This is a genomic window from Enterococcus sp. C76 (assembly GCF_040886985.1).
Classification (GTDB): domain Bacteria; phylum Bacillota; class Bacilli; order Lactobacillales; family Enterococcaceae; genus Enterococcus_B; species Enterococcus_B lactis.
The window spans coordinates 70,804-93,613 of the sequence record NZ_JBFOEY010000010.1; the positions used below are offsets into that span (position 1 = coordinate 70,804).

Annotated in this window: 19 protein-coding genes; 13 read left to right on the forward strand and 6 right to left on the reverse strand. The window is 38.1% G+C overall.

Annotation, left to right across the window (positions count from 1 at the left end; translation table 11 throughout):
• Position 1: 1 nt before the first annotated feature.
• The 5 genes from AB3I00_RS12275 to AB3I00_RS12295 form a co-directional block, all read right to left on the reverse strand.
• A complete protein-coding gene (locus AB3I00_RS12275) occupies positions 2-685 on the reverse strand; it encodes a rhamnogalacturonan acetylesterase (RefSeq protein WP_368025337.1) in 684 nt (227 codons plus the stop codon).
• A 158-nt stretch (positions 686-843) separates the two neighbouring features.
• Positions 844-2,238, reverse strand: coding sequence for a glucuronate isomerase (uxaC, locus tag AB3I00_RS12280; RefSeq protein ID WP_070770251.1), 1,395 nt, complete (start codon positions 2,236-2,238; stop codon positions 844-846).
• A gap of 38 nt (positions 2,239-2,276) precedes the next feature.
• Positions 2,277-3,776 (reverse strand): UxaA family hydrolase, encoded by a 1,500-nt coding sequence (locus tag AB3I00_RS12285; RefSeq protein WP_368025338.1) that lies wholly within the window; start codon positions 3,774-3,776, stop codon positions 2,277-2,279.
• Positions 3,769-5,190 carry a tagaturonate reductase gene (locus AB3I00_RS12290; protein WP_024635779.1) on the reverse strand — a complete coding sequence of 474 codons (1,422 nt, stop codon included), beginning with the start codon at positions 5,188-5,190 and terminating at the stop codon, positions 3,769-3,771. The genes AB3I00_RS12285 and AB3I00_RS12290 overlap by 8 nt, the downstream gene beginning before the upstream one ends.
• 59 nt (positions 5,191-5,249) lie before the next feature.
• Positions 5,250-6,242, reverse strand: coding sequence for a LacI family DNA-binding transcriptional regulator (locus tag AB3I00_RS12295; protein ID WP_002329936.1), 993 nt, complete (start codon positions 6,240-6,242; stop codon positions 5,250-5,252).
• A gap of 230 nt (positions 6,243-6,472) precedes the next feature.
• On the opposite strand from AB3I00_RS12295, the gene AB3I00_RS12300 reads away from it, so the two are divergent.
• On the forward strand, positions 6,473-8,671 hold the full coding sequence (locus tag AB3I00_RS12300; protein WP_024635778.1) for a helix-turn-helix domain-containing protein: 2,199 nt from the start codon (positions 6,473-6,475) through the stop codon (positions 8,669-8,671).
• 18 nt (positions 8,672-8,689) lie between these two features.
• Positions 8,690-8,824 carry a hypothetical protein gene (locus tag AB3I00_RS12305; protein ID WP_368025339.1) on the forward strand — a complete coding sequence of 45 codons (135 nt, stop codon included), beginning with the start codon at positions 8,690-8,692 and terminating at the stop codon, positions 8,822-8,824.
• A gap of 200 nt (positions 8,825-9,024) precedes the next feature.
• On the opposite strand, the gene AB3I00_RS12310 is transcribed toward AB3I00_RS12305, so the two are convergent.
• Positions 9,025-9,897, reverse strand: coding sequence for a carbohydrate ABC transporter permease (locus AB3I00_RS12310; RefSeq protein WP_368025340.1), 873 nt, complete (start codon positions 9,895-9,897; stop codon positions 9,025-9,027).
• A gap of 297 nt (positions 9,898-10,194) precedes the next feature.
• On the opposite strand from AB3I00_RS12310, the gene AB3I00_RS12315 reads away from it, so the two are divergent.
• The 11 genes from AB3I00_RS12315 (at position 10,195) to AB3I00_RS12365 (ending at position 22,616) form a co-directional block, all read left to right on the forward strand.
• On the forward strand, positions 10,195-11,169 hold the full coding sequence (locus tag AB3I00_RS12315; RefSeq protein ID WP_002320509.1) for a sugar ABC transporter permease: 975 nt from the start codon (positions 10,195-10,197) through the stop codon (positions 11,167-11,169).
• A gap of 21 nt (positions 11,170-11,190) precedes the next feature.
• Positions 11,191-11,883, forward strand: a complete 693-nt coding sequence (locus AB3I00_RS12320) for a YesL family protein (protein WP_104764795.1) — start codon at positions 11,191-11,193, stop codon at positions 11,881-11,883.
• A complete protein-coding gene (locus AB3I00_RS12325; RefSeq protein ID WP_070770255.1) occupies positions 11,849-13,354 on the forward strand; it encodes an extracellular solute-binding protein in 1,506 nt (501 codons plus the stop codon). Before AB3I00_RS12320 ends, AB3I00_RS12325 begins: the two co-directional genes overlap by 35 nt.
• A gap of 73 nt (positions 13,355-13,427) precedes the next feature.
• Entirely contained in the window at positions 13,428-14,531 is a 1,104-nt protein-coding gene (locus AB3I00_RS12330) for a glycoside hydrolase family 105 protein (protein WP_070770257.1), read from the forward strand.
• A 2-nt stretch (positions 14,532-14,533) separates the two neighbouring features.
• Positions 14,534-15,871, forward strand: a complete 1,338-nt coding sequence (locus tag AB3I00_RS12335; RefSeq protein ID WP_002314474.1) for a glycoside hydrolase family 28 protein — start codon at positions 14,534-14,536, stop codon at positions 15,869-15,871.
• Positions 15,858-16,736, forward strand: coding sequence for a dienelactone hydrolase family protein (locus AB3I00_RS12340; protein ID WP_104764799.1), 879 nt, complete (start codon positions 15,858-15,860; stop codon positions 16,734-16,736). Before AB3I00_RS12335 ends, AB3I00_RS12340 begins: the two co-directional genes overlap by 14 nt.
• On the forward strand, positions 16,733-17,656 hold the full coding sequence (locus AB3I00_RS12345) for a pectinesterase family protein (RefSeq protein ID WP_368025341.1): 924 nt from the start codon (positions 16,733-16,735) through the stop codon (positions 17,654-17,656). Before AB3I00_RS12340 ends, AB3I00_RS12345 begins: the two co-directional genes overlap by 4 nt.
• Complete coding sequence (locus AB3I00_RS12350; RefSeq protein WP_086286455.1) at positions 17,653-18,063, forward strand: DUF4064 domain-containing protein; 411 nt, start codon at positions 17,653-17,655, stop codon at positions 18,061-18,063. Before AB3I00_RS12345 ends, AB3I00_RS12350 begins: the two co-directional genes overlap by 4 nt.
• A 3-nt stretch (positions 18,064-18,066) precedes the next feature.
• On the forward strand, positions 18,067-19,635 hold the full coding sequence (locus AB3I00_RS12355) for a glycoside hydrolase family 43 protein (RefSeq protein WP_070770266.1): 1,569 nt from the start codon (positions 18,067-18,069) through the stop codon (positions 19,633-19,635).
• Positions 19,636-19,875: 240 nt separating this feature from the next.
• Positions 19,876-21,294 (forward strand): MFS transporter, encoded by a 1,419-nt coding sequence (locus tag AB3I00_RS12360; protein ID WP_002297765.1) that lies wholly within the window; start codon positions 19,876-19,878, stop codon positions 21,292-21,294.
• Between the two features lie 11 nt (positions 21,295-21,305).
• Positions 21,306-22,616: a glycoside hydrolase family 28 protein gene (locus AB3I00_RS12365; protein WP_368025342.1), complete on the forward strand. Its 1,311-nt coding sequence runs from the start codon at positions 21,306-21,308 to the stop codon at positions 22,614-22,616.
• Positions 22,617-22,810: the final 194 nt, after the last annotated feature.

The window sequence follows — 22,810 nt, forward strand, 5'->3', positions numbered from 1 at the left end:
TTCAAACTCCTTTTTGTAAATAATCAGCAAGAGGCAGACGGGATTCTTTTATCAATTCAGCAATTATTCGGGCAACTTTATCAGCGCCTTCTGGACTAAAGTGGGTATTATCCTTTAGTCCTTTTGGGTAATTTTCACAACTATTAGGCATAAGATGCAGATAGAATTTTTTTGTCTCTTCTTTTGAAAAGGTCTGGAAATATTCTTGTGATCGTGAGAAAACATCTAAAAGTGGAATATGGTGTTTCTCAGCAAATGCACGCATCGCTTTTGGATAGTCTCCAAGTATATCTGGATTCAATGTTCCATTTTCTAAGTAATCTCGTCGCGTCACAGATGTCAGCAAGACCATGTGGACGTTCGCTTTTTTTGCGCATTCAAAAAATATCTGCAGATTTTTTAAATAGCTACCGAAGGGGAGCGTACCTCTTTCTTCTTGGATTTTCTGGTCGTTATGTCCAAATTGTACAAATAAGAAATCATTTGGCTGAAACTGTGAAGCTAAACGGGCTAATCTTCCTTCCTGGATAAATGATTTGGTACTGCGTCCATTCTTTGCTTGGTTATTGATCTGGATCTCAGGTGAAAAATAAGCAGAGATTTTTTCTCCCCAACCTGTCTCGGGACGCTTGTTTTCATCTTTTTCTGCCGCAGTAGAATCACCGGCAATATGGATAGTAGGCATGTTATCTCTTCTTTCATAAGGGTTTATAGGCAATGAAGCAGAACAGCAAGAGAAGAAGACGGAGCAAATTTGGTCCGTCTTCTTCTCTAAAACGTGGATAAACGGATTCCGTTATTTCGCTATCCTGTTTTTGATTCGTTACTGTTACTATTAATCAATTAGGCGAAAAAGCCAAAGTAATTTTTAGCATTTGTATAACTAATCGCTTGAACGAGACTTCCTAAAAGTTGTTCATCCTCAGGTGCTTCTCCTCGCATGACCATTTCGCCTAAAAATTCACAAAGAACACGACGGAAATATTCATGTCTAGTGTAGGAAAGGAAACTTCTTGAATCTGTCAGCATGCCGACAAAATTCCCCAAAGCACTACCATCAGCAAACTGTGTCAATTGATCGCGCATACCAGCTCGAGTATCGTTGTACCACCATCCAGAACCTAACTGCAGTTTTCCATTCTGTTCTTTTTGGAAACAGCCCATCAAAGCTAAAATCGCAGGGTAGTCATTTGGATTCAGTGAATAGAGGATCGTCTTTGGCAACTGATCCGTTTCTTCTGCACGATTCAATAATTTTTGCAGAGGAATAGTCAAAGAAAGATCATTCATTCCATCATAACCGGTATCGGGTCCTAATTTTTCCAACATTTGTGTATTACAATTACGATAAGCATGAATATGCAGCTGCATCGTCCAATTATGAGAATGATAGAAGTGGGTCAAACGTATCAGTGTTTCTGTACGATAAGCATCGATTTCATCTGAAGATAATAGTTTGTTAGCTCGTGCTTTTTGAAAAATCTCTTCTAATACTGTTTCATCCGCTTCTTTATAGCGTAAGGTGTCTAAAGCGTGGTCGGAAACACGACATCCATGTTGATGGAAGTATTCTATCCGCTGCCCTAAAACTTCGATCAGTTCTTGATAGGTGGTAATCGTTTGGTCAGCTGCTTCTTCCAGTAGTGTGATCCATGCATTAAATCCTTCTTTTTCAATATTGAGTGCTTTATCTGGACGGAATGAAGGGAGAACTTTCAAATCTGGTTCTTCATGAGCAAGCAATTGATGATAGTGTAAGTCATCTGCTGGATCATCTGTCGTACAAATCACTTCTACATTCGATTTTTTCGCGATTTCCCGCCGACGGAAATCAGGAGTTGCCAAAATTTCATTTGCTTGTGTCCAAATTTTCTCTGCGTTTTCTTCATTTATCAACAAGTCAATATCGAAGAAACGCTTCAATTCAAGATGTGACCAACTGTAAAGCGGATTTCCGATAATTTTTGGTACGGTTTGACACCAAGCTAAAAATTTTTCAAAATCAGAAGCATTTCCTGTGATTTTTTCTTCAGGCACGCCGCAAGCTCGCATCAAGCGCCATTTGTAATGATCGCCTCCTAACCAAGCTTCTGTCAGATTGCTGAAATTGTTGTTTTCGTAAATTTCTTTTGGATCTAAGTGACAGTGATAATCAATAATGGGCATATTTTTTGCGTAGGAATGATAAAGCTTTTTCGCCCAATCGTCTTTTAATAAAAAATCATCAGATAAAAACATAAATCTTCCTTCTTTCTTTTTATACTATTTTATGAAAATCAAAGTGTTACTCCGTTTTTAAAAATGGCAATTTCTCGAACGTCATTTTGTTCATTTTTCGTTTCTTCTCCACTAGCCACAGCGATGATTTTTTGAACAAATGATTCTAAGATCACTTCCATTGGTTGTTCTAATAAGACGCCTGCATTAAAGTCCATCCAATGACCTTTGCGTTCAAAAAGAGTCGTGTTCGTAGATACCTTGACCGTAGGGACATATGAGCCAAATGGAGTCCCTCTTCCTGTGGTAAACAAGACCAACTGGCAATCGGATGAAGCAAGAGCAGAGGCAGCTACAAGATCATTCCCGGGAGCTTGTAATAAACTAAGTCCTGGTTTTCTGATTTTTTCGCCATATTGCAGTACATCAACGACAGGAGAGCTTCCTGATTTTTGCGTGCAGCCTAAAGACTTATCTTCTAATGTAGTGATCCCACCTGCTTTATTACCAGGAGATGGGTTTTCGTAAACTGGTTCCCCGTAAGACAAGAAATACTGTTTGAAGTCATTGATCAAGTCAACGATTGAATCAAAAACTTTTTCATTTTCCGCTCGTGCCATCAATACTTGTTCTGCACCAAACATTTCTGGCACTTCTGTTAAGATCGTGCTACCTCCTTGAGCAATCAAGTAATCAGAAAATGCACCAAGCAAAGGGTTGGCAGTTATTCCCGATAGACCATCAGAACCGCCGCATTTCAAACCGACATTTAACTTAGAGAGCGGGACTGGTATGCGCTGGTCGTTTTCGACCGCGGTTAAAAGTTCTTCTAATAGAGCTACGCCTTGTTCGATCTCATCATAGACATCTTGAGCCACTAGAAATTTCACTCGTTCTTCATCATATTCACCTAAAATTTTTTTGAATTCAGGAACGGTATTGTTCTCGCAACCTAATCCAAACACTAAAACTCCGCCAGCATTTGGATGGTTTACCGCGTCTGCTAAGATTTCTCGAGTATTTTGATGATCTTTTCCAAGCTGTGAGCAGCCGTAGGGATGCTTTAAAATCGTAATATGATCAAACTGTCCCAGATCCGGATGTTTTTCTTTGAACTGTTTGACGATCAGTTCAGCAATACCATTCACACACCCAACGGTAGGGACTAAGAACAAGTCATTACGAATCCCTACTTTTCCATTTTTTCGTAAGTAGCCTTGAAATGTTCGGTTTTCAAAAGGATAATGACTTGGATGGACATCTTTTTCATATCGATAATCCAATTCACCAGAAAGGTTGGTTTTTACATTATGAGTGTGCAGCCATTGACCGGCAGTTACGTCTGTCGTCACGTGCCCGATTGTATAGCCATATTTGATCACGTTGTCTCCAGCTTTCAAATCACTCAATGCAATCTTGTGACCTTGCGGGATATCTTCAAGAGTGGTGATCGTTTGCTGATCAATCGTCAGTTGTGTTTGCTTTGGGATAGGTGTTAATGCGACAACAACACTGTCTCGTTGATTTAATTTCATTGTTGGTTGCAGGGTTTCAAGCATGGACCATCGTTCCTTTCATTTCTTGTAATACTGCTCGGACACCTTTTTGATCGATTTTTGTAGCCATTTCTTGAACAGTATCTGCCACATTCGGTAATTGAGACAAATCTTCTCCCCAAAGCGCAGCGTTTTGCAATAATCGAAGAATAGCTGTTTCATTATCAGACCAAGCATCAACAAATTCGTTTATTGTCTTTTCATCATCATGGGGCTTTACTTGATCGCCTCGATACATAAGAAGTAACGCAGCTAGTGAAACAGAGATTAGCGGTGGTACTTGATTTTTTTCTTCGATATACTTCTTGAAGACCGGAAGCAGACGGGTGCTGAATTTTGAAACACTATTTAATGAAATCGCTTCTAATTTGTGATGGGCAAAAGGATTCAAGAAACGTTCTTTGATTTGATCAGCATAAATGGCTAATTCATCTTTAGGTAAAGAAAGCATAGGAATCAATTCTAGATCGAATAGCTGATCAACATAAGCGGAGAATAAAGGATCTTTCATTACTTCTTCTACAGTTTCCAATTCCGCCAACAAAGCAAGAGGGACCATCGCTGTGTGCGGTCCATTAAGCAAATGCACCTTACGTTCACGATAAGGAGTCATATCATCTGTGATGATGACATTCAAGCCAGCCTGTTTGAATGGTAGTTGATTCTCCAACTCTTTAGGCCCTTCAATCACCCAAAGCATGAATGGTTCCGCTTTGACCATCAATTGATCTTCATAGTTATGTCGTTGATTGAAAACAGCTGCATCCTCACGAGGATAACCTGGAACGATGCGGTCAACTAAACTACAACAGAAAACATTTTCTTTTTCTAACCACTCAATAAAAGCAGGTTCTAAATCCCATTTTTCTGCGTAGCGTAAAATGATTTCTTTTAGACGTTCACCGTTTCTGTCAATCAATTCACAAGGAATAATCGTAAAACCGGCTTTGTTTAATTCGAAACGTCGGTATAAAAAGGCTGTCAGTTTGCCCGGGAAGCTCTGTGGTGGCGTATCTGTTCGTTCATCAGTCTCCACAAATTGGATTCCTGCCTCTGTTGTATTGGAGACGATATAGGCCAAGTCGTCATTTTCTGCTAGAGAAAGATAAGCATCCCATTCATGATAAGGATTGATCATTTGTTCTACTATGGTGATAATCTCGGAAGTATCAACGATTTCGCCATTGCTGAGTCCTTGTAAAATGACCGTATATAAATTGTCTTGCTGGTTCATCATATTCCCAAGACCTTGTTCTAAAGGCTGAATGATGGCGACATTTCCTTTAAACAATTGTTGGTTATTCAGTTGCTGAATCTGCCAATCAACAAATCCGCGCATAAAATTGCCTTCGCCGAATTGAAGAACTTTTACGGGAGCCTCGTTTTTTTTCACTAATTCTTTTGTCAGTTTATTCATAGATTATTCCTTTCTGTGTTATGCACACGTTAACATTTTTATATAAAATTACTTGCAGTTTACAAGTAATTGATCGACTCACGAAGCATCAGTAAGGTGGAGAGCTCCATTTTAGATTGTTCGATCGGCCTGTCTTCAATCAAATCCAATAAAAGCTTTGTTCCTACTTGACACATTTCTTTCAACGGTTTGTGTACTGTAGTAAGCGGTGGATTAAGATAGGAGACGACTGGAGAATCATCGAACCCAATCAGAGAAATGTTCTGGGGAACACGAAGACCAGCTGAATGTACAGCTCTCAATGCACCAATCGCTATATCGTCGTTGCCACAAAAAACCAGAGTAGGCAGGTCAGAAAGCGATAATAGGTATTCCATGTTTTTGAGGCCGCTTTCTAAGCTGTAGTCTCCTGTTAAAAAATAGGCTGGATTGGCAGGGATGCTTGCTTTTTTTAGACTGTCCAATACACCTTTTTCTCGTTCTTTTGTCGAACGAAAGTTTTTTTTCCCACCAATATAAGCGATTTTCGTATGTCCGCACCCAATACCGTAATCTACTGCCTGCATAACACCGGCCGCATCATCGGCAGTAACATTGATAACCGCTGGATCATTGATGTGACGATTGACAACGACGAAGGGAAACGCTTTTTCTTTTAGATAATCGATAAAAGGCTGATCTTCATCACTTTGACTCATAACGATTAGACCATCATAACGTTGCAAATTGATTTCTGTTAAATCAACAGCATCGATACTTTCGACAGATAAGCTGTAGTTTGTGTCCAATACTGAATGGATACCTGCAATGGAATCTGCTAGGAAATTTGATGAAGTTCCTTTATGCAAACTTGAGAAAAACAGTCCGATCAGATATTTTTTTTGATTTACTAAACCTTTTGCACTATAGTTCGGCGAATAATTCATTTCCTTAGCTAGTTGCCGTATTTTTTGTTTTGTTTCATTTTTGATTAAACTGCTGTTATTCAAAGCACGAGAAACTGTCGTATGAGAAACACCAGCTGCTTTAGCGATATCTTTGATCGTTACCATTCCATCATTTTCCTTACTTTTTCACTTTTTGTTAACGCATTCATCATATTACGATAACTACGATAAGTCAATAGATCTTTGGTATGAAAAGATTGCACACGTTAAAAATTACTTGGCTTTTTATTTTTAATTATGCTATTCTTAAAAGCGGGGAATGCTCATTTAATTAGATGAGTATCAATTTTACAGAAAAATGAAAGCCTTTTATTTAAAGGAAAGAGAGGAAGAAAATGAAGAAAAGTACAGTGTTTTATAAAATATTTTTACCGATGTTTTTATTAGGAGCCGTACTTGTCATAGGATTTAGTTTATTTATTTATCAGAATACCTATGAGTCGATCGAATCGAGTTATTTAACAGATAAAAAGAACCTGCTCAGGCAAGTCAAAACGAACGTTGAATGGAAAATCAGAACGATCGAATATTCGTTTTCTACGTATGGTTCGACCAAAAATTTCTCGGATATATTCAAGCATCCACTGACATATACAAATTACTCCACTTATTCTGAAATCAGGAAAGAGCTAAACTTTATAGAAACAATTGTTATGGATGATAATAATTATGATTTACTCAGTTTAGCTGGTAAATGGGGAGTAATCAATGGATCGTTGACTCAACTGACTGAAGAGGAAGTTGAAAGGTATCAACAAAAGTACATAAATAACAAAGATAATTTATTTTGGCAAAAGAAAAATAAAGGAATCGAAATGGTGATTCCTTTACCAATGTTTGAAAAAGAAAAATATGCATTGGGAATTGCTACGATAGAGAAACATACAATAGAACAAGTTGTTGGGGAAAGTGGAGAAGATATACTTTCTATCGAAAACGAAGATGGAAAGCTTTTTTCTACACAGAAAGTAAAAGAAGAAGAGCAGCCAGATGCATTAGCGGATGTGGATCTAGATTACAACCAGTTGAAAGTGATAAGAGAAAATGGGACATCCTATATCGTACTGAAATCAGATTATAATAATTGGATTTACAGATTAGAAGTTGATTCTAGTGCAATTGGAGCAACGATTCGCAATCTGAGAATCGGGTTAGTTGCAGTGTCTTTGACGCTAGTAGGACTGATCGGTCTCCTTTCCTATTTATTTTCGGATAGATTTGCCCGTCCAATTTCTCAAATTCAGGAACGTTTGAATCTTAAATCAAAAGGATTCAGTGGGAAAGAACTAGATTTGGTCGCTCAATCAGTCAGTCGGATCATAGGAGAAAAAGAAGCGTTAAGTGCACACTTAGTTACCCAAAAGCCGCAACTAGAAACGTTATTTGTACTTAGTTTATTTAGAAATCGAGTAGAAAGGCGAGAACTAGATCAGCGGTTGCAGCAATTTGGTTATAGTTCTCAAACTGACTGCTATTATACGGCCTTGGTTCAAATCGATCTGTTAGAAGATAGTCACGGTGGAGAGCGTGATTTGCTACTTTTAGCAATCAACAACATGATCACGGAAATTGTGCCAAAGGAAAATCGAATGCTGCCGATCGTTTTGAATGAAGAAATGCAAGCCACTATTTATCGAATGGATAAAGACGATGCAGAAGCAAGCAAAAAAGTCATGGAGTATTGCCGACTCATTCAAAAACGTGTAAAAGAATACTTGAAATTAACTGTGAGTATAGGTATCAGTAACCGGTTCGAAACGCTGAATGAAAGCAAGCAATCGGTTGACCGAGCAAAAGAAGCCCTATATTATCGTGTAAATACTGGTCCGAGTTCGATCATATTTTATCAGGAAATTGTTCCTGCTGCGCATGAAAAAACGCTTATTAGATATCCAGTAGAAGAACAGAATCGATTGTTTGAAGCTATTCGTTCCGGAAATCAGGAAGTAAGGAAGTTGGTACATGAATTAATTAATGCATTGTTCGCACAAAATAAAAATCCTCTGAGCCGAGAAGTAGTTTCGGTCCGTTTGATCAATGAGCTCGTTCAATTAGGGCAGTTATTGGGAGTAGATTCAAAAAATTTTGATAACATGAAACAAATCTATGTAAAAGCATTGAACAATTATCATCCCAAAGAGCTAGAAAAACTTGTTTTAGAACAATTAGTCTTGCCAATCACAGAATGTTCTCAAGCAATCACTGATCATGAATTTAAAAATCTTTCGGAGAATATCATGCACATCGTCTATACAGAATATGACCGTGATCTATCTCTAGATGTGATTGCTGATAGGTTGCACTATAACCCTAATTATTTAAGCAATGTATTTAAAAAGGAAACAGGAGAAAAATTTGGTGATTTCGTTCAAAATCATCGTCTAGAGGTAGCGAAAAAGTGGTTGAAAGAGACCAATCTCTCTGTAAAAGAGATTGCAGAAAGACTGCAATATCGAAATCCGCAAAATTTTATTCGTTTCTTCAAAAAGAAGGAATCGATTACTCCGGGAGAATATCGAAAAAAATATTTGTGAATCAAGAGGCTGTTTTTCTTGTGGTCTGATTCAAGCAATAAAAGAGGACAGCGAAAAACAGCATTTCATGTTTTGTGGCTGGCTGATTTTATTGCCGCAGAATCAACAAGACAAACGCCGTTTAAACAAGAGGCTGTTTTTCTTGTGATCTGATTCAAGCAATAAAAGAAAGGAGAATAACCTTAGTATTTGTCTTTATGAATAGTTAAATTTCAAGGCTAAGCACGCAAAAAGGACTGTGACCAAAGCTTTGTCACAATCCTTTTTTGCGAATAAACGGTATTCAAGAGACAGCTTATAAAAATAAGGCTGAACGTCTCTTTCATAACCTCTATTTTATGTTCCATACATAATCAACCTTTGACAGAACCTACGAGTGCGCCTTTGACAAAGTATTTCTGAACAAAAGGATAAGCAATCAGCATAGGGACTGTGGCAATAACGATAACAGCCATTTTAACTGTTTGTGCTGGTGGAATCACATCAACGGCACTACTTTCTGCTTGCATCCCGCTTGATACAATGACGATCTGACGTAAAAGAATCTGTATCGGCCATTTAGATGAATCGTTGATATACAAAATAGCGGTCATATAAGTGTTCCAGTAAGTAACAGCATAAAAAAGTGAGATAGTAGCAATAGACGGTAACGCTAATGGCAGCATGATTTTGAAAAATACACCGAAATCTGTGCAACCATCCATTTTTGCCGATTCTTCCAAACTATCCGGCAAGGCTTGGAAAAAGTTTCTCATAATGATCATGTTCATTGCATTAACAGCTATAGGCAAGATCATTGCCCAATAAGAATTGACCAGTCCCAGAGAACGAACAACTAAGAATGTGGGAATCATCCCCCCGCTGAACAACATAGAAAATACAACAAGAAAGTTGACGAATCCTCGACCAAACAAGTATTTTCTGGAAAGCCCGTATGCCATCAGTGAAGTTGCGCACATGCTGACGATCGTCCCAGCCCCGGTAACGCCAATCGAAACAGCAAGTGCTCTAAAAATAGTTGGCGTAGATAGAATATAACGATACGCGTCTAGAGAAAAGGTAGTAGGGAAAAGGATAAATTTTTTCGCGACGACTTCTTGTGTAGAAGCGAAAGATGTAGCGATGATATTTAAAAAAGGCACGATACAGATCAAAGCTAGCAAGATCAGAAACGTATTGTTGAAAAATGTAAAACTTCTTTCTCCTATAGAGACTTTCTTTTTCATATAGATAGGCTCCTCCTCAAAATAAATTAAATGTTCTGTTTCTATATATTCAATTTATCATCGGTGAAAGATTACGTATATAATCATTTCCTACGTTAAGTGTCAGATAGAAAAAAATAGAATAGTTATTAGGCGTATCTTATTTGTGAAGAAATACACTTTTATATTTTGCAAGTATAAAAATCGCTGCCGTGTAAGCGTTTTTACATGCGATAAAAATGATTATATACGTAATTCGGATAGTTATCTATCATAAAGACATAAGCAGCAAACATTCATAAAACTAAGGAGGGGCTTATGGAAAGTGTAAAGAAACAAGAACCATTTCAACTGACGCTATCGAAAAAAGAAGAAAAGCTCAGAAGACGAAAAAAAATAATTGCAGGAATCAAAACGAATAAATTTTTATACGTGATGATTCTGCCGGGGGTCCTTTATTTCCTGATCTTTAGGTATCTTCCTATGGGAGGGCTCGTTATTGCTTTTCAAGATTATCAACCATTTTTAGGGATAATGGGCAGTCCTTGGGTGGGATTCAAACATTTCATTCGTTTGTTTACAGAGCCGACTTTCTTTACTTTATTAAGGAATACTTTGATCTTGTTCGGGTTAAATATCTTCGTGTTTTTTCCGATGCCAATTATTTTGTCCCTACTATTAAACGAAGTAACGAACAAGCGACTGAAAAGTGGGATTCAAACGATCATTTACATCCCTCATTTCATGTCTTGGGTAATCATCGTTTCGATTACTTATGTATTTTTGAATGTTGACGGAGGGGTATTGAATGAATTCCTTGCAACGATGGGATTTGAAAAAATCAGTTTTCTGACATCTCCTGAGTGGACACGAACAGTCTATATTGGACAAGTAATCTGGAAAGAGTTGGGCTGGTCTACGATCATCTACCTTTCAGCGATCACTGCAGTAGATACACAGTTATATGAAGCAGCTGAAATGGATGGCGCAGGACGCTTGCGAAAAACATGGCATGTTACATTGCCGGCGATTCGTCCAGTAATCATTACCTTGCTGATTCTAAAAATCGGTCAGACACTGGACTTAGGTTTCGAGCATATGTACTTGTTATTGAATTCATTGAATCGAAGTGTTGCAGAAATTTTCGACACCTACATTTATACAGCTGGATTGAAGAATGGACAATTAAGTTTCAGTACAGCAATGGGATTATTTAAAGGGGTCGTAGGATTATTCATGGTAATTTTAGCTAACAAGATCGCCAAAAAGCTAGGAGAAGACGGCGTTTACTAATTTAGAAAGAGAGGAAAAGACATGCTGCAGTCATTAGATAAAATAAATGGAAGGCTAAATCGTATTTTACAGTTGGTTTATTTGAATTTTCTGTGGGGTGGTTTAGTCATTGCAGGACTAGGGATTTTTACTTTTGGTCCTGCGTCTTATGCAATGGTTGCAGTGATTAGAAAATGGCTGCGCACAAAAGAATCATTTCCTTTGACGAAAACGTACTTCTCATATTTTAAAGAAAACTATCGTGAAACCTTGCTAATGAGCTGGATATACGGCGTCATCGGAGTTGTTTTACTTGTAGATCTTTCTTTCATACACAATTGGTATCTTAGAATCGCTTTGTATATTGCTGCGTTCTTGTATTTGCTCTCAGCACTCTATATTTTTCCAATCATGGCACATTATGATTGGAAAGGATATTTTTTCAAAATGAAAATGGCATTTTTGTTCGGATTCTCTCATCTTCATTATTCATTAGTATTAATACTAAGTCTGGTGGGGATTTACCTGATGATCATCCAAACAATGCCAGGTGTTTTAACCTTTATCGGTGGCAGTCTCTTCTTTTCCGCAGTCACGTGGACAGCAAATTCTATATTTTGCCATTTGGAATGGAAGAACTCATATACAGAAAAAACAGAAGAAAACAAAAATATCATTAAAACAGTGAAGGAGAAAATTTATGAAAAAAGCAACGCTCGTAAAATTAGGTCTTAGTTTTGCAGGAATTTTAGCACTTGCCGCATGTGGCAACAGTTCAAACAACAGTTCTTCAGAAACAGAAGATGGGAAAACCAAAATCACTTGGTTGAATATTTTACACCATGCTTCCCCACCAACTGACACAATCGTGAATCTAATAGAAGAAAAAACCGATACGGAACTTACATTCAATTGGATTCCTGATGCTTCAAAAGAAGAAAGACTGACAACTGCATTGGCTTCTGACGAACTAGGAGATATCGTTACACTTCAAATTGCTATGCTGAAAAACTCTTCTGTCCGAAGTGCGCTGAAATCAGGCGTATTCTGGGATGTATCGGAATATTTAAAAGACTATAAAAACTTAAGCCAAATCTCTGAGGATAGAATCGAAGCTGCAAGTATCGACGGAGCATTGTATGGTGTGCCAATGCAAAAGGACTATGCTCGTGCTGGTTTAGTCATTCGAAAAGACTGGTTGGATAATCTTGGATTAGATGTTCCAACTACGATGGATGAACTTTACGAAGTAGCTAAACAATTTACAGAAAACGATCCAGATGGAAATGGTGTGGATGATACAGTTGGTTTTGGTGATCGTGCGCCTAGTGATATTCGTTATACCAGCTTTAAGCTGTTCACTTCTTATTTTGGAGCACCGAATGGCTGGGCTGTAGATGATAATGGCAAATTTACTCCAGAATTTGATACAGAAGAATACATGAAAGCGTTGAACTTCTCAAGAGATCTATTTGAGAATGGCTATTTGGCACAAGATTTTGCGGTTACTCAAAAGACTGACCAGCAAGAACAATTTGCACAAGGAAAAACAGGAATCTACACTGGGATGGTGGATATCAAGAACCTGAAGACAATGGGACAAGGTATTCAAGATGATATGGAATTAGTCCCTGTAAACAAGATTTCAGATGGTGAAGGCGGCGGTTATCATGTTTGGTCAGAAGGAAATGGTATTGGTGGTTTGTTAGCATTCCCTAAATCACAAGTAAAAGACGAAGCACAATTGAAGAAATTACTGCAATTTGTTGATGATCTTCTAGAAGAAGATATGTATAAATTGATGACTGGTGGTATTGAGGGAACACATTATGAATTGAATGATGATGGTTCTATCGAATTTATCGATATGGATCTTTGGCAACAAGAAGTGCAACCGCTATCAAGTTCTCGCCCTAGTGAAGTAACGTTCTCTTTCAAAGACGCAGATCCTGAAAAAGAATTGTCGAATCAATTGATCAAAGAAAACGAAGAATTCGCTGTAATGGATCCTTCTGTGCCATTGGATTCACCGACGAACAATGAAGTAGGATCGGAAATCGAAAAAATCGTTATTGATGCTACAGTGCAATACATCATGGGACAGCTTGACGAAGAAGGATTCAAGAAAGCTGTAGAAGACTGGAAAGCACAAGGAGGCGACCGAATCACACAAGAGTACGAGGAAGCATACAAAGCCGCACAATAGTATAGATGATTGGGACAAATACTTCTTGGTATTTGTCCCAAATCCTATTTTAATTTTTAAAGGAGAGCAAATAATGGAAAACTGGTCAAAGAGATTAGCAAAAAGCATCATGGAAAGAACACCTCGCTTATATGAAGAAAAGTGGTATAAAGGAAAATGGTCTTATGACTATGGCGTCGTACTTAAAGGGTTCCAATTACTTTGGGAACAAACCCAAGAAAAAATTTATTTTGATTTCATAAAAGACAATATCGACTATTTCGTGCAAGAAGATGGAACGATCCGTGGCTACAGCGTTGAAGAATACAATATCGACCATGTAAATACAGGAAAGCTTTTCTTTTTATTGTACAAAGAAACAGGCGAAGAAAAATATAAAAAAGCAGCAGAACTCCTTTCCCAGCAGTTGGCAAACCATCCGCGTACATCCGAAGGGGCTTTTTGGCATAAAGAAATTTATCCTTATCAAATTTGGTTAGATGGATTATATATGGGCTCACCTTTTTATGCTGAATTTATCCAGAATTTTAGTGAGGAAAAAGATTACCAAGATGTCTTGAGACAGTTTGAAATCAGCTATAAACATTTATTCGATCCAAAAACAAATTTATTAATCCATGCATGGGATGAAAAGAAAGTCCAACCATGGGCTGACCCAGAAACAGGTTTATCTCATCATTTCTGGAGTCGATCGATTGGCTGGTATTTGATGGCTGCGGCAGATACCTATGAATTGCTTCATGCGGAAACGGATTGTTCTTTGCTGAAGGAAATTTTAGAAAAGACATTGACCGCATTACTTCCGTATCAAGAAGAAAACAGTGGGACATGGTATCAAGTAACAACAGAAACAAAACGGAAAGGAAATTATCTGGAAGCTTCTGGCAGCAGTATGTTTGTTTACGCAATGGCTAAAGGGATACGCTTAGGCTTGCTGAACAAAGAAGAGTGGCTGCCGCAAGTGAAAAAATCTCATCAAGGACTACTCGATGAATTTGTTCTTGAAACAAAAGAAGGCTGGTTGAACTTGAACAAAAACTGTCAAGTAGCAGGGTTGGGCGGAGCAGAACAGCGAGATGGTTCATACGCTTACTACATCAGTGAGCCGATTATTTGTAATGATCAAAAAGGTGTCGGTGCATTCTTGCAAGCATTGATCGAAGTGGAGGCATTATAAACATGTATGATATTTTGACATTTGGCGCATCAATTGATGAATTGAATACTGAAGCAATACAACAAGCGATTGATGCAGCAGCAAGCGCAGGAGGCGGAACCGTAGTTGTGCCAGCAGGTGAATTTTTAACAGGGGCTTTATTTTTAAAAAGCAATGTAGAACTTCATTTGAGCGCAGGGGCGGTTTTGAAATTCTCTGACGATCCAAAAGATTATCCTATTGTTCATTCACGTTGGGAAGGAGTCCATCGAAAAGTCTATGCTTCCTGTATCTATGCACAAAATGTAGAGAACATCTCTGTCACTGGTTTCGGTACATTAGATGGAAATGGAAAAAAATGGTGGCATACTTTCCGAAACGAACCAGATAATCTGGCTTATCCTCGTCCTAAATTGATGAGTTTCCATAACTGCCATCGAATCACTGTGAAAGATATCAAACTGATCCAGTCACCAAGTTGGACGATCAACCCAATTCTTTGTAGCAACGCGACGTTTGACAACTTGACGATTTTGAACCCAGCGGATTCACCAAATACAGACGGCATCGATCCAGAATCCTGCAAAAATGTGCGTATTAGTAATTGCCATATTGACGTGGGAGATGACTGTATCGCAATCAAAGCAGGGACTGAAGATACGTACGAAAGAATTGCTTGTGAAAATATCACGATTACAAATTGCACGATGGTCCATGGACACGGAGGGGTCGTGTTAGGAAGTGAAATGAGTGGTAGTATACGTAATATTACCATTTCAAATTGTATCTTCCAAGAAACTGATCGAGGAATACGATTGAAATCTAGACGAGGTCGAGGCGGGATCGTTGAAGATATTCGAGTATCCAATATAGTCATGGATAATGTGATGTGTCCATTTATACTGAATCTTTATTATTTCTGCGGTCCGCGAGGAAAAGAACCATATGTATGGGAAAAAACGGCTTATCCGATAGATGAGCGGACACCAGCATTCAGAAGGATCCATTTTTCGAATATCACGGCAAGGAATGTCCATGCTTCTGCAGGATTTATTTATGGATTAGCAGAACAGTTTATACAAGAAATCACATTTGATAATATTGATGTTTCAATGGCCCAAGATGCAGTTCCCGGTGTCCCTGCTATGATGACAGGGATAGAGGAAATGAGTAAGCAAGGATTTTACATTGGTTTTGCGGATAAGGTTACCTTTAATCAAATGACGATTGAGAATCATGAAGGACCAGCATTTCTATTAGAAAATACGAAAGAAATCAGTATTGAGAAATTCCGATCAACTCAATCGGAAAATATGGATGAGCTGGTTGTTCGTAAAAACTTTGCTTATGCAGTTGAATGACTTTTTAGGTGATCCATCTAGCAGACTTACTCCTAGTGGAAAGCGATTATACAGAGAAAAACAAAATGGGTTTATGCTTGAATATTATCAACTGTACTTAAATGAATTGGAAACAGTACCAGCACTTTATGCTTACCCGGAGAAAGAAGGACCGTTTCCGACGGTCCTTTACCTGCATTCTCACGGCGGAGATTTTTCAGTCGGGAAAAGTGAATTGATCCATGGTGCTCCTTACTTAGCTTCTCCATCTTTTGCAGAAGTACTGACAGGAATGGGATATGCTGTTTGGTCGATTGATGCTTGGGGATTTGAAGAACGCGGAGGTATTTCCGAAAGCGAGTTGTTCAAACAATTTTTATTAACAGGAAAAACATTATGGGGAATGCGTATTTATGATGTGATCAGCTTGATCGATTATTTGGAGACAAGGGAAGACACAGATACTCAACGGATCGCAACGATTGGTCTTTCTATGGGAGGCTTATTAAGCTGGTGGGTGGCGGCATTGGATTCTCGTGTCAAAGTTTGTATTGATCTAGCGGCACAGGTGGACATCGAAACACTTTTGCTACATCGTCGCCTAGATCATCATGGGTTTTATTACTATGTGCCAAACCTACTGACAGCTTATACAACGTTAGCAATCCAAGAAAAAATCGCTCCGCGCCCTCGTCTTAGCTTAGTTGGAAAAAACGATACGATGTGCTTGGACGAAGGCGTACTGAAGCTGAGAAAAGGACTGGACAAGAAGTATCGATCAATGGGTAGTCCAGAAAACTTTTGTTCTTTTTCTTTAACAGGCGGTCATATGGAAACACAAGAAATGAGAAACATTTGGAAACAATTCATAAGGGAGCATTTATGAGGATGAAAGACAAACTGATAATTGGAAAAAATTCTATAGATACCCCGACGGATTTTGAAACTATCCAAGAAGGAATCAATTATTTGGCAGACCTGCCGGATAGCCATCCAAAGGTCTTGATAGTAAAAGAAGGAAGATATGATGAATATATAGAAAGCAGATTATCCAATTTTAAACTTATGGGAACAGGAACAGTATTGATCTCCGGTAATCGTTTTGCAAAACAGGAGTATCTTGACGGTAGCCAGTTAGGGACTTTCCGAAGTGCTACTTTTTTCTTAGAAGGATCGAATGTCGTATTAGAAAATCTTCACATCGAAAATACAGCAGGTCCAGGAGAAAAAGTAGGTCAAGCTGTTGCTTTATTCAATTCAGGAGATCGCGTATTGTTAAAAAACTGTCGACTAACTGGTTATCAGGATACTTTATGCACGGGTCCGTTGCCTGACTTGCAAAAAGATGGTACACCTTTTTGTACACCGGCTTCTGCCAATCCTGATTATTGTCGTCAGACCTATGAATATTGTTGGATTGAAGGAACGGTGGATTTCATATTTGGTGGGGCAGATGCAGTTTTTCGCCAGTGCCGTATCCATAGCTTAGCCAGTAAAAATCCTGGATACATCACAGCAGCATCTACGCCGAAAAATCAAAAATCAGGGTATCGTTTTGAAAGCTGTACCTTGACTGCAGAGCCTGATACTAGAAACGTCTATTTAGGAAGACCGTGGCGTCCGTATGCAAATGTCGTGTTTGAAGCGTGTAAGATAGGTGGGCATGTTCACCCAACTGGTTGGGACAATTGGGATGACAAGAAAAATGAACAGACTGCCAAATTCTCTGAACGAAATAACAATTATGAAACACCAATCAAAAGACCTGAATGGATCCATTTAGAAAAGCAGGGGGTTCTGAAATGAAAAGAAAATGGGAACTATTGCTAGGAATGATCGGTGGCAGCCTATCTCTGATTTTCTTTGGCGGGTTAGCAGTTACTTTAAGTAATATGTCTGCGTCAGAGTTTAAAAAAAGTTATCAGTCGCTTGCTGTCGATCATCCAACTTTGTCTTTAGAAAATACATTTGAGCTATTACAGGACATGACTGGTCTGTTTGCCGTTGTATTGTTTATTTCACTTGCTTTTTTAGCAGTAGCACTATTTTTGACGGCTAAAGGAAAATACTTAACAACTGCCACTGGCTTGTATTTTATAACGGGAGTTATATTGTTGGTCGGCACTCAGTTTATTGCGTTTCCTTTTGCATTTTTTTATTTTGCCGCTGGGGCATTCAGTTTGTATCGAGTAAGAATAAGAAAGGAAGCCTGAATCATGCAGACTATCAAAGTGAAAAATCCTATTTTAAGAGGGTTCAATCCAGATCCTAATATTTTAAGAGCGAAAGACCGATATTACATTATTGTCTCCTCTTTTGAATGGCTTCCAGGAATTCGAGTATATGAGTCGAAGAATTTAGTCAATTGGTCACATACAACGGATATTTTGACCACTCAAGTATCTTTGCAAGGAAATCCTACAAACGGAAGCATATGGGCACCGCAAATCAGTTATGCTGATGGATTGTTCTATCTTGTTTACACAGATGTCAAAAGTGCAGGCCGTCCGTTTAAAGATGTCCACAATTACTTGATTACTGCATCTGAGATCACAGGACCTTGGTCCGAACCGATTTATTTAAATAGTAACGGCTTTGATCCTTCTTTGTTTCATGATTTGGAAACAGGAAAAAAATGGCTTGTCAATGAATTATGGGATTATCGTCTGGACACACCGAATAAATCCAGCGGTATCGTATTGCAAGAATATGATGCAGAGAAGAAGAAGCTTGACGGTCCCATTTATAAAATATTTGCAGGTACAGAATTAGCGAAAACAGAGGCACCGCATTTGTATTTTCGTAACGGGTATTATTATTTGATGACAGCAGAAGGCGGTACAGGAAGAGGACATTCAGTCACAGTCTGCCGAGCAAAGAAGATTACTGGTCCTTACGAGCTTGATCCTGGTTTTCCTATGCTGACAGCTAGTGACAAACCTGCTTCTACATTGCAATGTACAGGACATGGGAGCTTAGTACAAACCCCGTCAGGAAAATGGTACATGACATATCTTTGTACCAGACCATTAAACGGTGCGGCTATTTTGGGAAGAGAAACCGCTATCCAAGAAGTGTATTGGACGTCCGACGATTGGTTAAGGCTTAAAGATAACCAGACAACTCCGATGGAAGAAATAATGATTGAGACGAATGAAGAGGTACAACAAGAGAGAGATCATCAGTTTATGGATACATTTGAAGGAGAGCTAAAAAAGAACTGGAATGCCAGACGTATTTTGCCAAGGGCTGATTGGTGTGATACAAAAACTAGACCTGGTTTTTTACGACTGATTGCCGGTGAATCTCTTCAATCTACCTTTGACCATCACTTATTAGCTATTCGGCAAACGGATTTTACTTTTGATGCGGAGACAGCATTTGAATATACACCTAATAATTTTAATCAGATGGCTGGACTGGTATTGTACCTAAATGAATCCAATTATATTTATTGCTATGTTACTTGGGATGAGAACAAGGGAAAATGTCTTCGTATGATAGAATCAGAAAACGGAGTTGCACAAATAGAAGATTGGAGGATTCCACTCACAGAAAAGAAGACTTTCTTGAAAGTAGCCGTAAGGAAAGAGACAGCACAGTTTTATTTGAAAGACACACCATCTGAAGAATGGAAGGAAGTAGGTCTACAAAAAAACATGTGTATACTCTCAGGTGGATTTACCGGGAATTTTATCGGGATAGTCGTACATGATTTGAATAGAAAAAGAGGAAGTTATGCGGACTTTGAATTTTTTAAGTACGAAGGAAAAGATCTTGAATAATCTAACTCTCTAATAAATAGAGATTCACTAACTTGTTTTTGCTAGTTAGTGAATCTTTTTGTTTATCTATGATGTTATGCAAATAATATCATTGCCCTTGTGTGACAATGCTTTTGAAAGTATTTTTGTTTTTTCTCTGTCAAGATAATGCAATAAAATGTCAATATTGTGAATATCAAAACAATAAAAAAAGAGTTATAATTTTGAAAACGTTTACTAGAAGAGGTAGGAGGAATTCAAATGCTTTCACAAAATGCTGTTACAGCAAATACAGTAAAAAAAGAAAAAAAGGAATTTGGGATTTCCGATAAGATAGGCTACATGTTCGGTGATTTAGGTAACTGTTTTATTTTAGGTTTGGTCAATAGTTTCTTGATGATTTATTATACGAATGTTCTTGGTGTTTCAGGAGCAATCGTAGGTACGTTATTCTTGATCTCAAGAATTTTGGATGCGTTTGCTGATGTGATGGTTGGAAGATTATGCGATGTCTCAGAGTTAACAGAAGCTGGCCGATTTATTCCTTGGATCAGAAAAATGAAATATCCATTTTGCTTAGTGACAGTCATTTTGTTTTTACCATTCGTCCAACATCTTCCAATGACGGTGAAGATTGCATATATTTTTGTTTCATATATTGTTTATGGTATTTTTCTGTCAACAATCAATATCCCTTACGGAGCAATGGCAGCAGCCATTAGTTCAAATCCTAATGACCGCACCTCGCTATCCACATTCCGAAGCATTGGTTCTGCGATTGGCGGGTCAACTACAGGGTTCTTTATCCCGATTTTGATGTACACCCATAACAAGAGTGGGCAGCAAGTCGTTTCGGGGAATCATTTCTTTTGGATTTCCATCGGATGTGCGGCAATTGCATTTGTCGCATACATGCTGACTTGTAAATTGACTACTGAACGAGTAAGAGTTGTCAAAAACGAAAAAGTGTCTGCTTCTCAGTTGGTAAAAGGTTTGTTAGCTAACCGAGCACTGATTATTTTAGTCATTGTTGACATTTTCATCGTGATCAATCAGATTTTAGCTGGGACGAATATGACTTATTTATTTAATGATTACTTCCATAATAAACAAGCAATGTCTGTTGCTCTTTTATTTACTTACGGAACAGTAGTAGTTTTAGCACCATTTGCTACAAAGCTGACAAAATTATTTGGTAAAAAGGAAGCAAGCGTATTTGCGTTACTCGCTTCTTCATGTATGTACTTGCTGATGTATTTCCTTCATATAACCAATGCATGGGTATATCTGATTCTTTTATTTATTGCTACTTTAGGATCTGGTTTATTCAATTTGATGGTCTGGGCATTCATTACTGACGTGATTGACTATCATCAATATAAGACAGGCTTAAGAGAAGATGGAACAGTATACGGAGTGAATTCTTTTGCGAGAAAAGTAGGACAAGCATGTGCAGGAGCAGTCGGAGGATTTATGCTAGCACTCATTGGTTACCAATCGTCTACAACAGGTGGGGCTATCCAATCAGTTTTAGTACAAGAAAGAATTTATACGATGGCAAACTTGCTACCAGCATTTTGTTTATTTGTATCCGCAATCATTTTGTTAGTAGGGTATCCGCTGAATCGTTCGAAAACTGTGTTTATTGGTGAAGAATTAAAAAAAATCAATGAAAGATAAGGAGAAAAGTATTGCAGACAAAAAAAGAGTTCATCAATGCTTTAGACTTTAAAACAAACAACATTCAACAAGATGATACAGTAATGCTGCAAATGGCAATCAATCAAGGTGCAAAAGAACACTTGCCCGTATTTATTCCAAAAGGTATTTATTTAGTCGGTGCACTTTTTTTAAAAGATAAGAGCCATCTCATCTTCGAAGAAGGGGCTGTTCTCAAGGGAAAAACAGAGATCGAAGCATTTCCAGAGATTGATACACGAGTTGCTGGAATAGAAATGAAATGGCCAGCAGCGATTTTGAATGTTCTCTCAGCAAAAGATATTCTTATAGAAGGAAAAGGAATAATCGACGGTCAAGGAGAGCATTGGTGGGAACTATATTGGGGGAAAGACCAAAAAAGCGGAACAAGAGCTGAATATGATCGAAAGGGACTGCGTTGGATTGCAGATTATGCTATTAAGCGTCCGCGCGCGTGTTTACTGTATCATGCAGAACATGTTGTCATTCGTGATTTGATTTTTCAAAAATCAGGTTTTTGGAACCTGCAAATCACTTATTCTAACGATGTATTAGTAGAAAAAGTAATCATCCGTCATAATGATGGGCCAAGTACAGATGGGATTGACATTGATTCTTCAACAGATGTGCGTATCTATGAATGTGATTTGGCCTGTGGTGATGATTGTATCGCTATTAAATCTGGCAGGGACGGTAACGGTGCAAGAGTCAATCGAACATCATCAAGAATCGAGATTGCGAGATGTAACATTCGTTCAGGTTACGGCGTAACTATTGGTAGCGAAGTGAGTGCTGGAGTTAGTGATGTGTATATTCATGATATCAATTTTTTTCAGTCAGACTGTGGTATTCGAATGAAATCTTCAAGAGAAAGAGGGGGAGTGATTGAAAATATCAGGGTAGAAAACCTGAATATGATGGATGTACAATTTCCGTTTTCTTGGATAATGGACTGGCATAATGAATATAATAGAAAAAATAGCAATGGCCTTGAACGAATGCCAGAAAGTTGGCAAGCAGTGGCTGAAGAAATACCTGAATCAAAACAAATGACAAAAGTTAGAGACATACATGTCAAAAATGTACAGGCAAGTCTTTCTCCAGGCTATCCACTTCCTTCTCGGGCTTTTGACTTGGTAGCATTTCCTGAAAAACCTATAGAAGATGTCTGCTTTACTCATTGTACAATAACTGCAAAAGAATTTGGACGAATCGAAGCAGTTCAAAACTTATGTTTCGAAAGCTGTATTCTATCAATAGAAACAGGGAACACAGTTGCAAACAATACTTTTGACAATCGTTGAAATTATAATAAGGTCAAGCTAAAATATTATTTTAGCTTGACCTTTATTTTTTTTAATGATATATTAAACAACGTTGTCGCATCTGATTGAAACATTTTGTGAAAATTCCAAAAAAGAGTTGACACATGTTTTTAGACGTGATAAGATAACTGAGTCGTTAAAAAAGAACAGCTTGCGAAGCTTGATTCTATCGA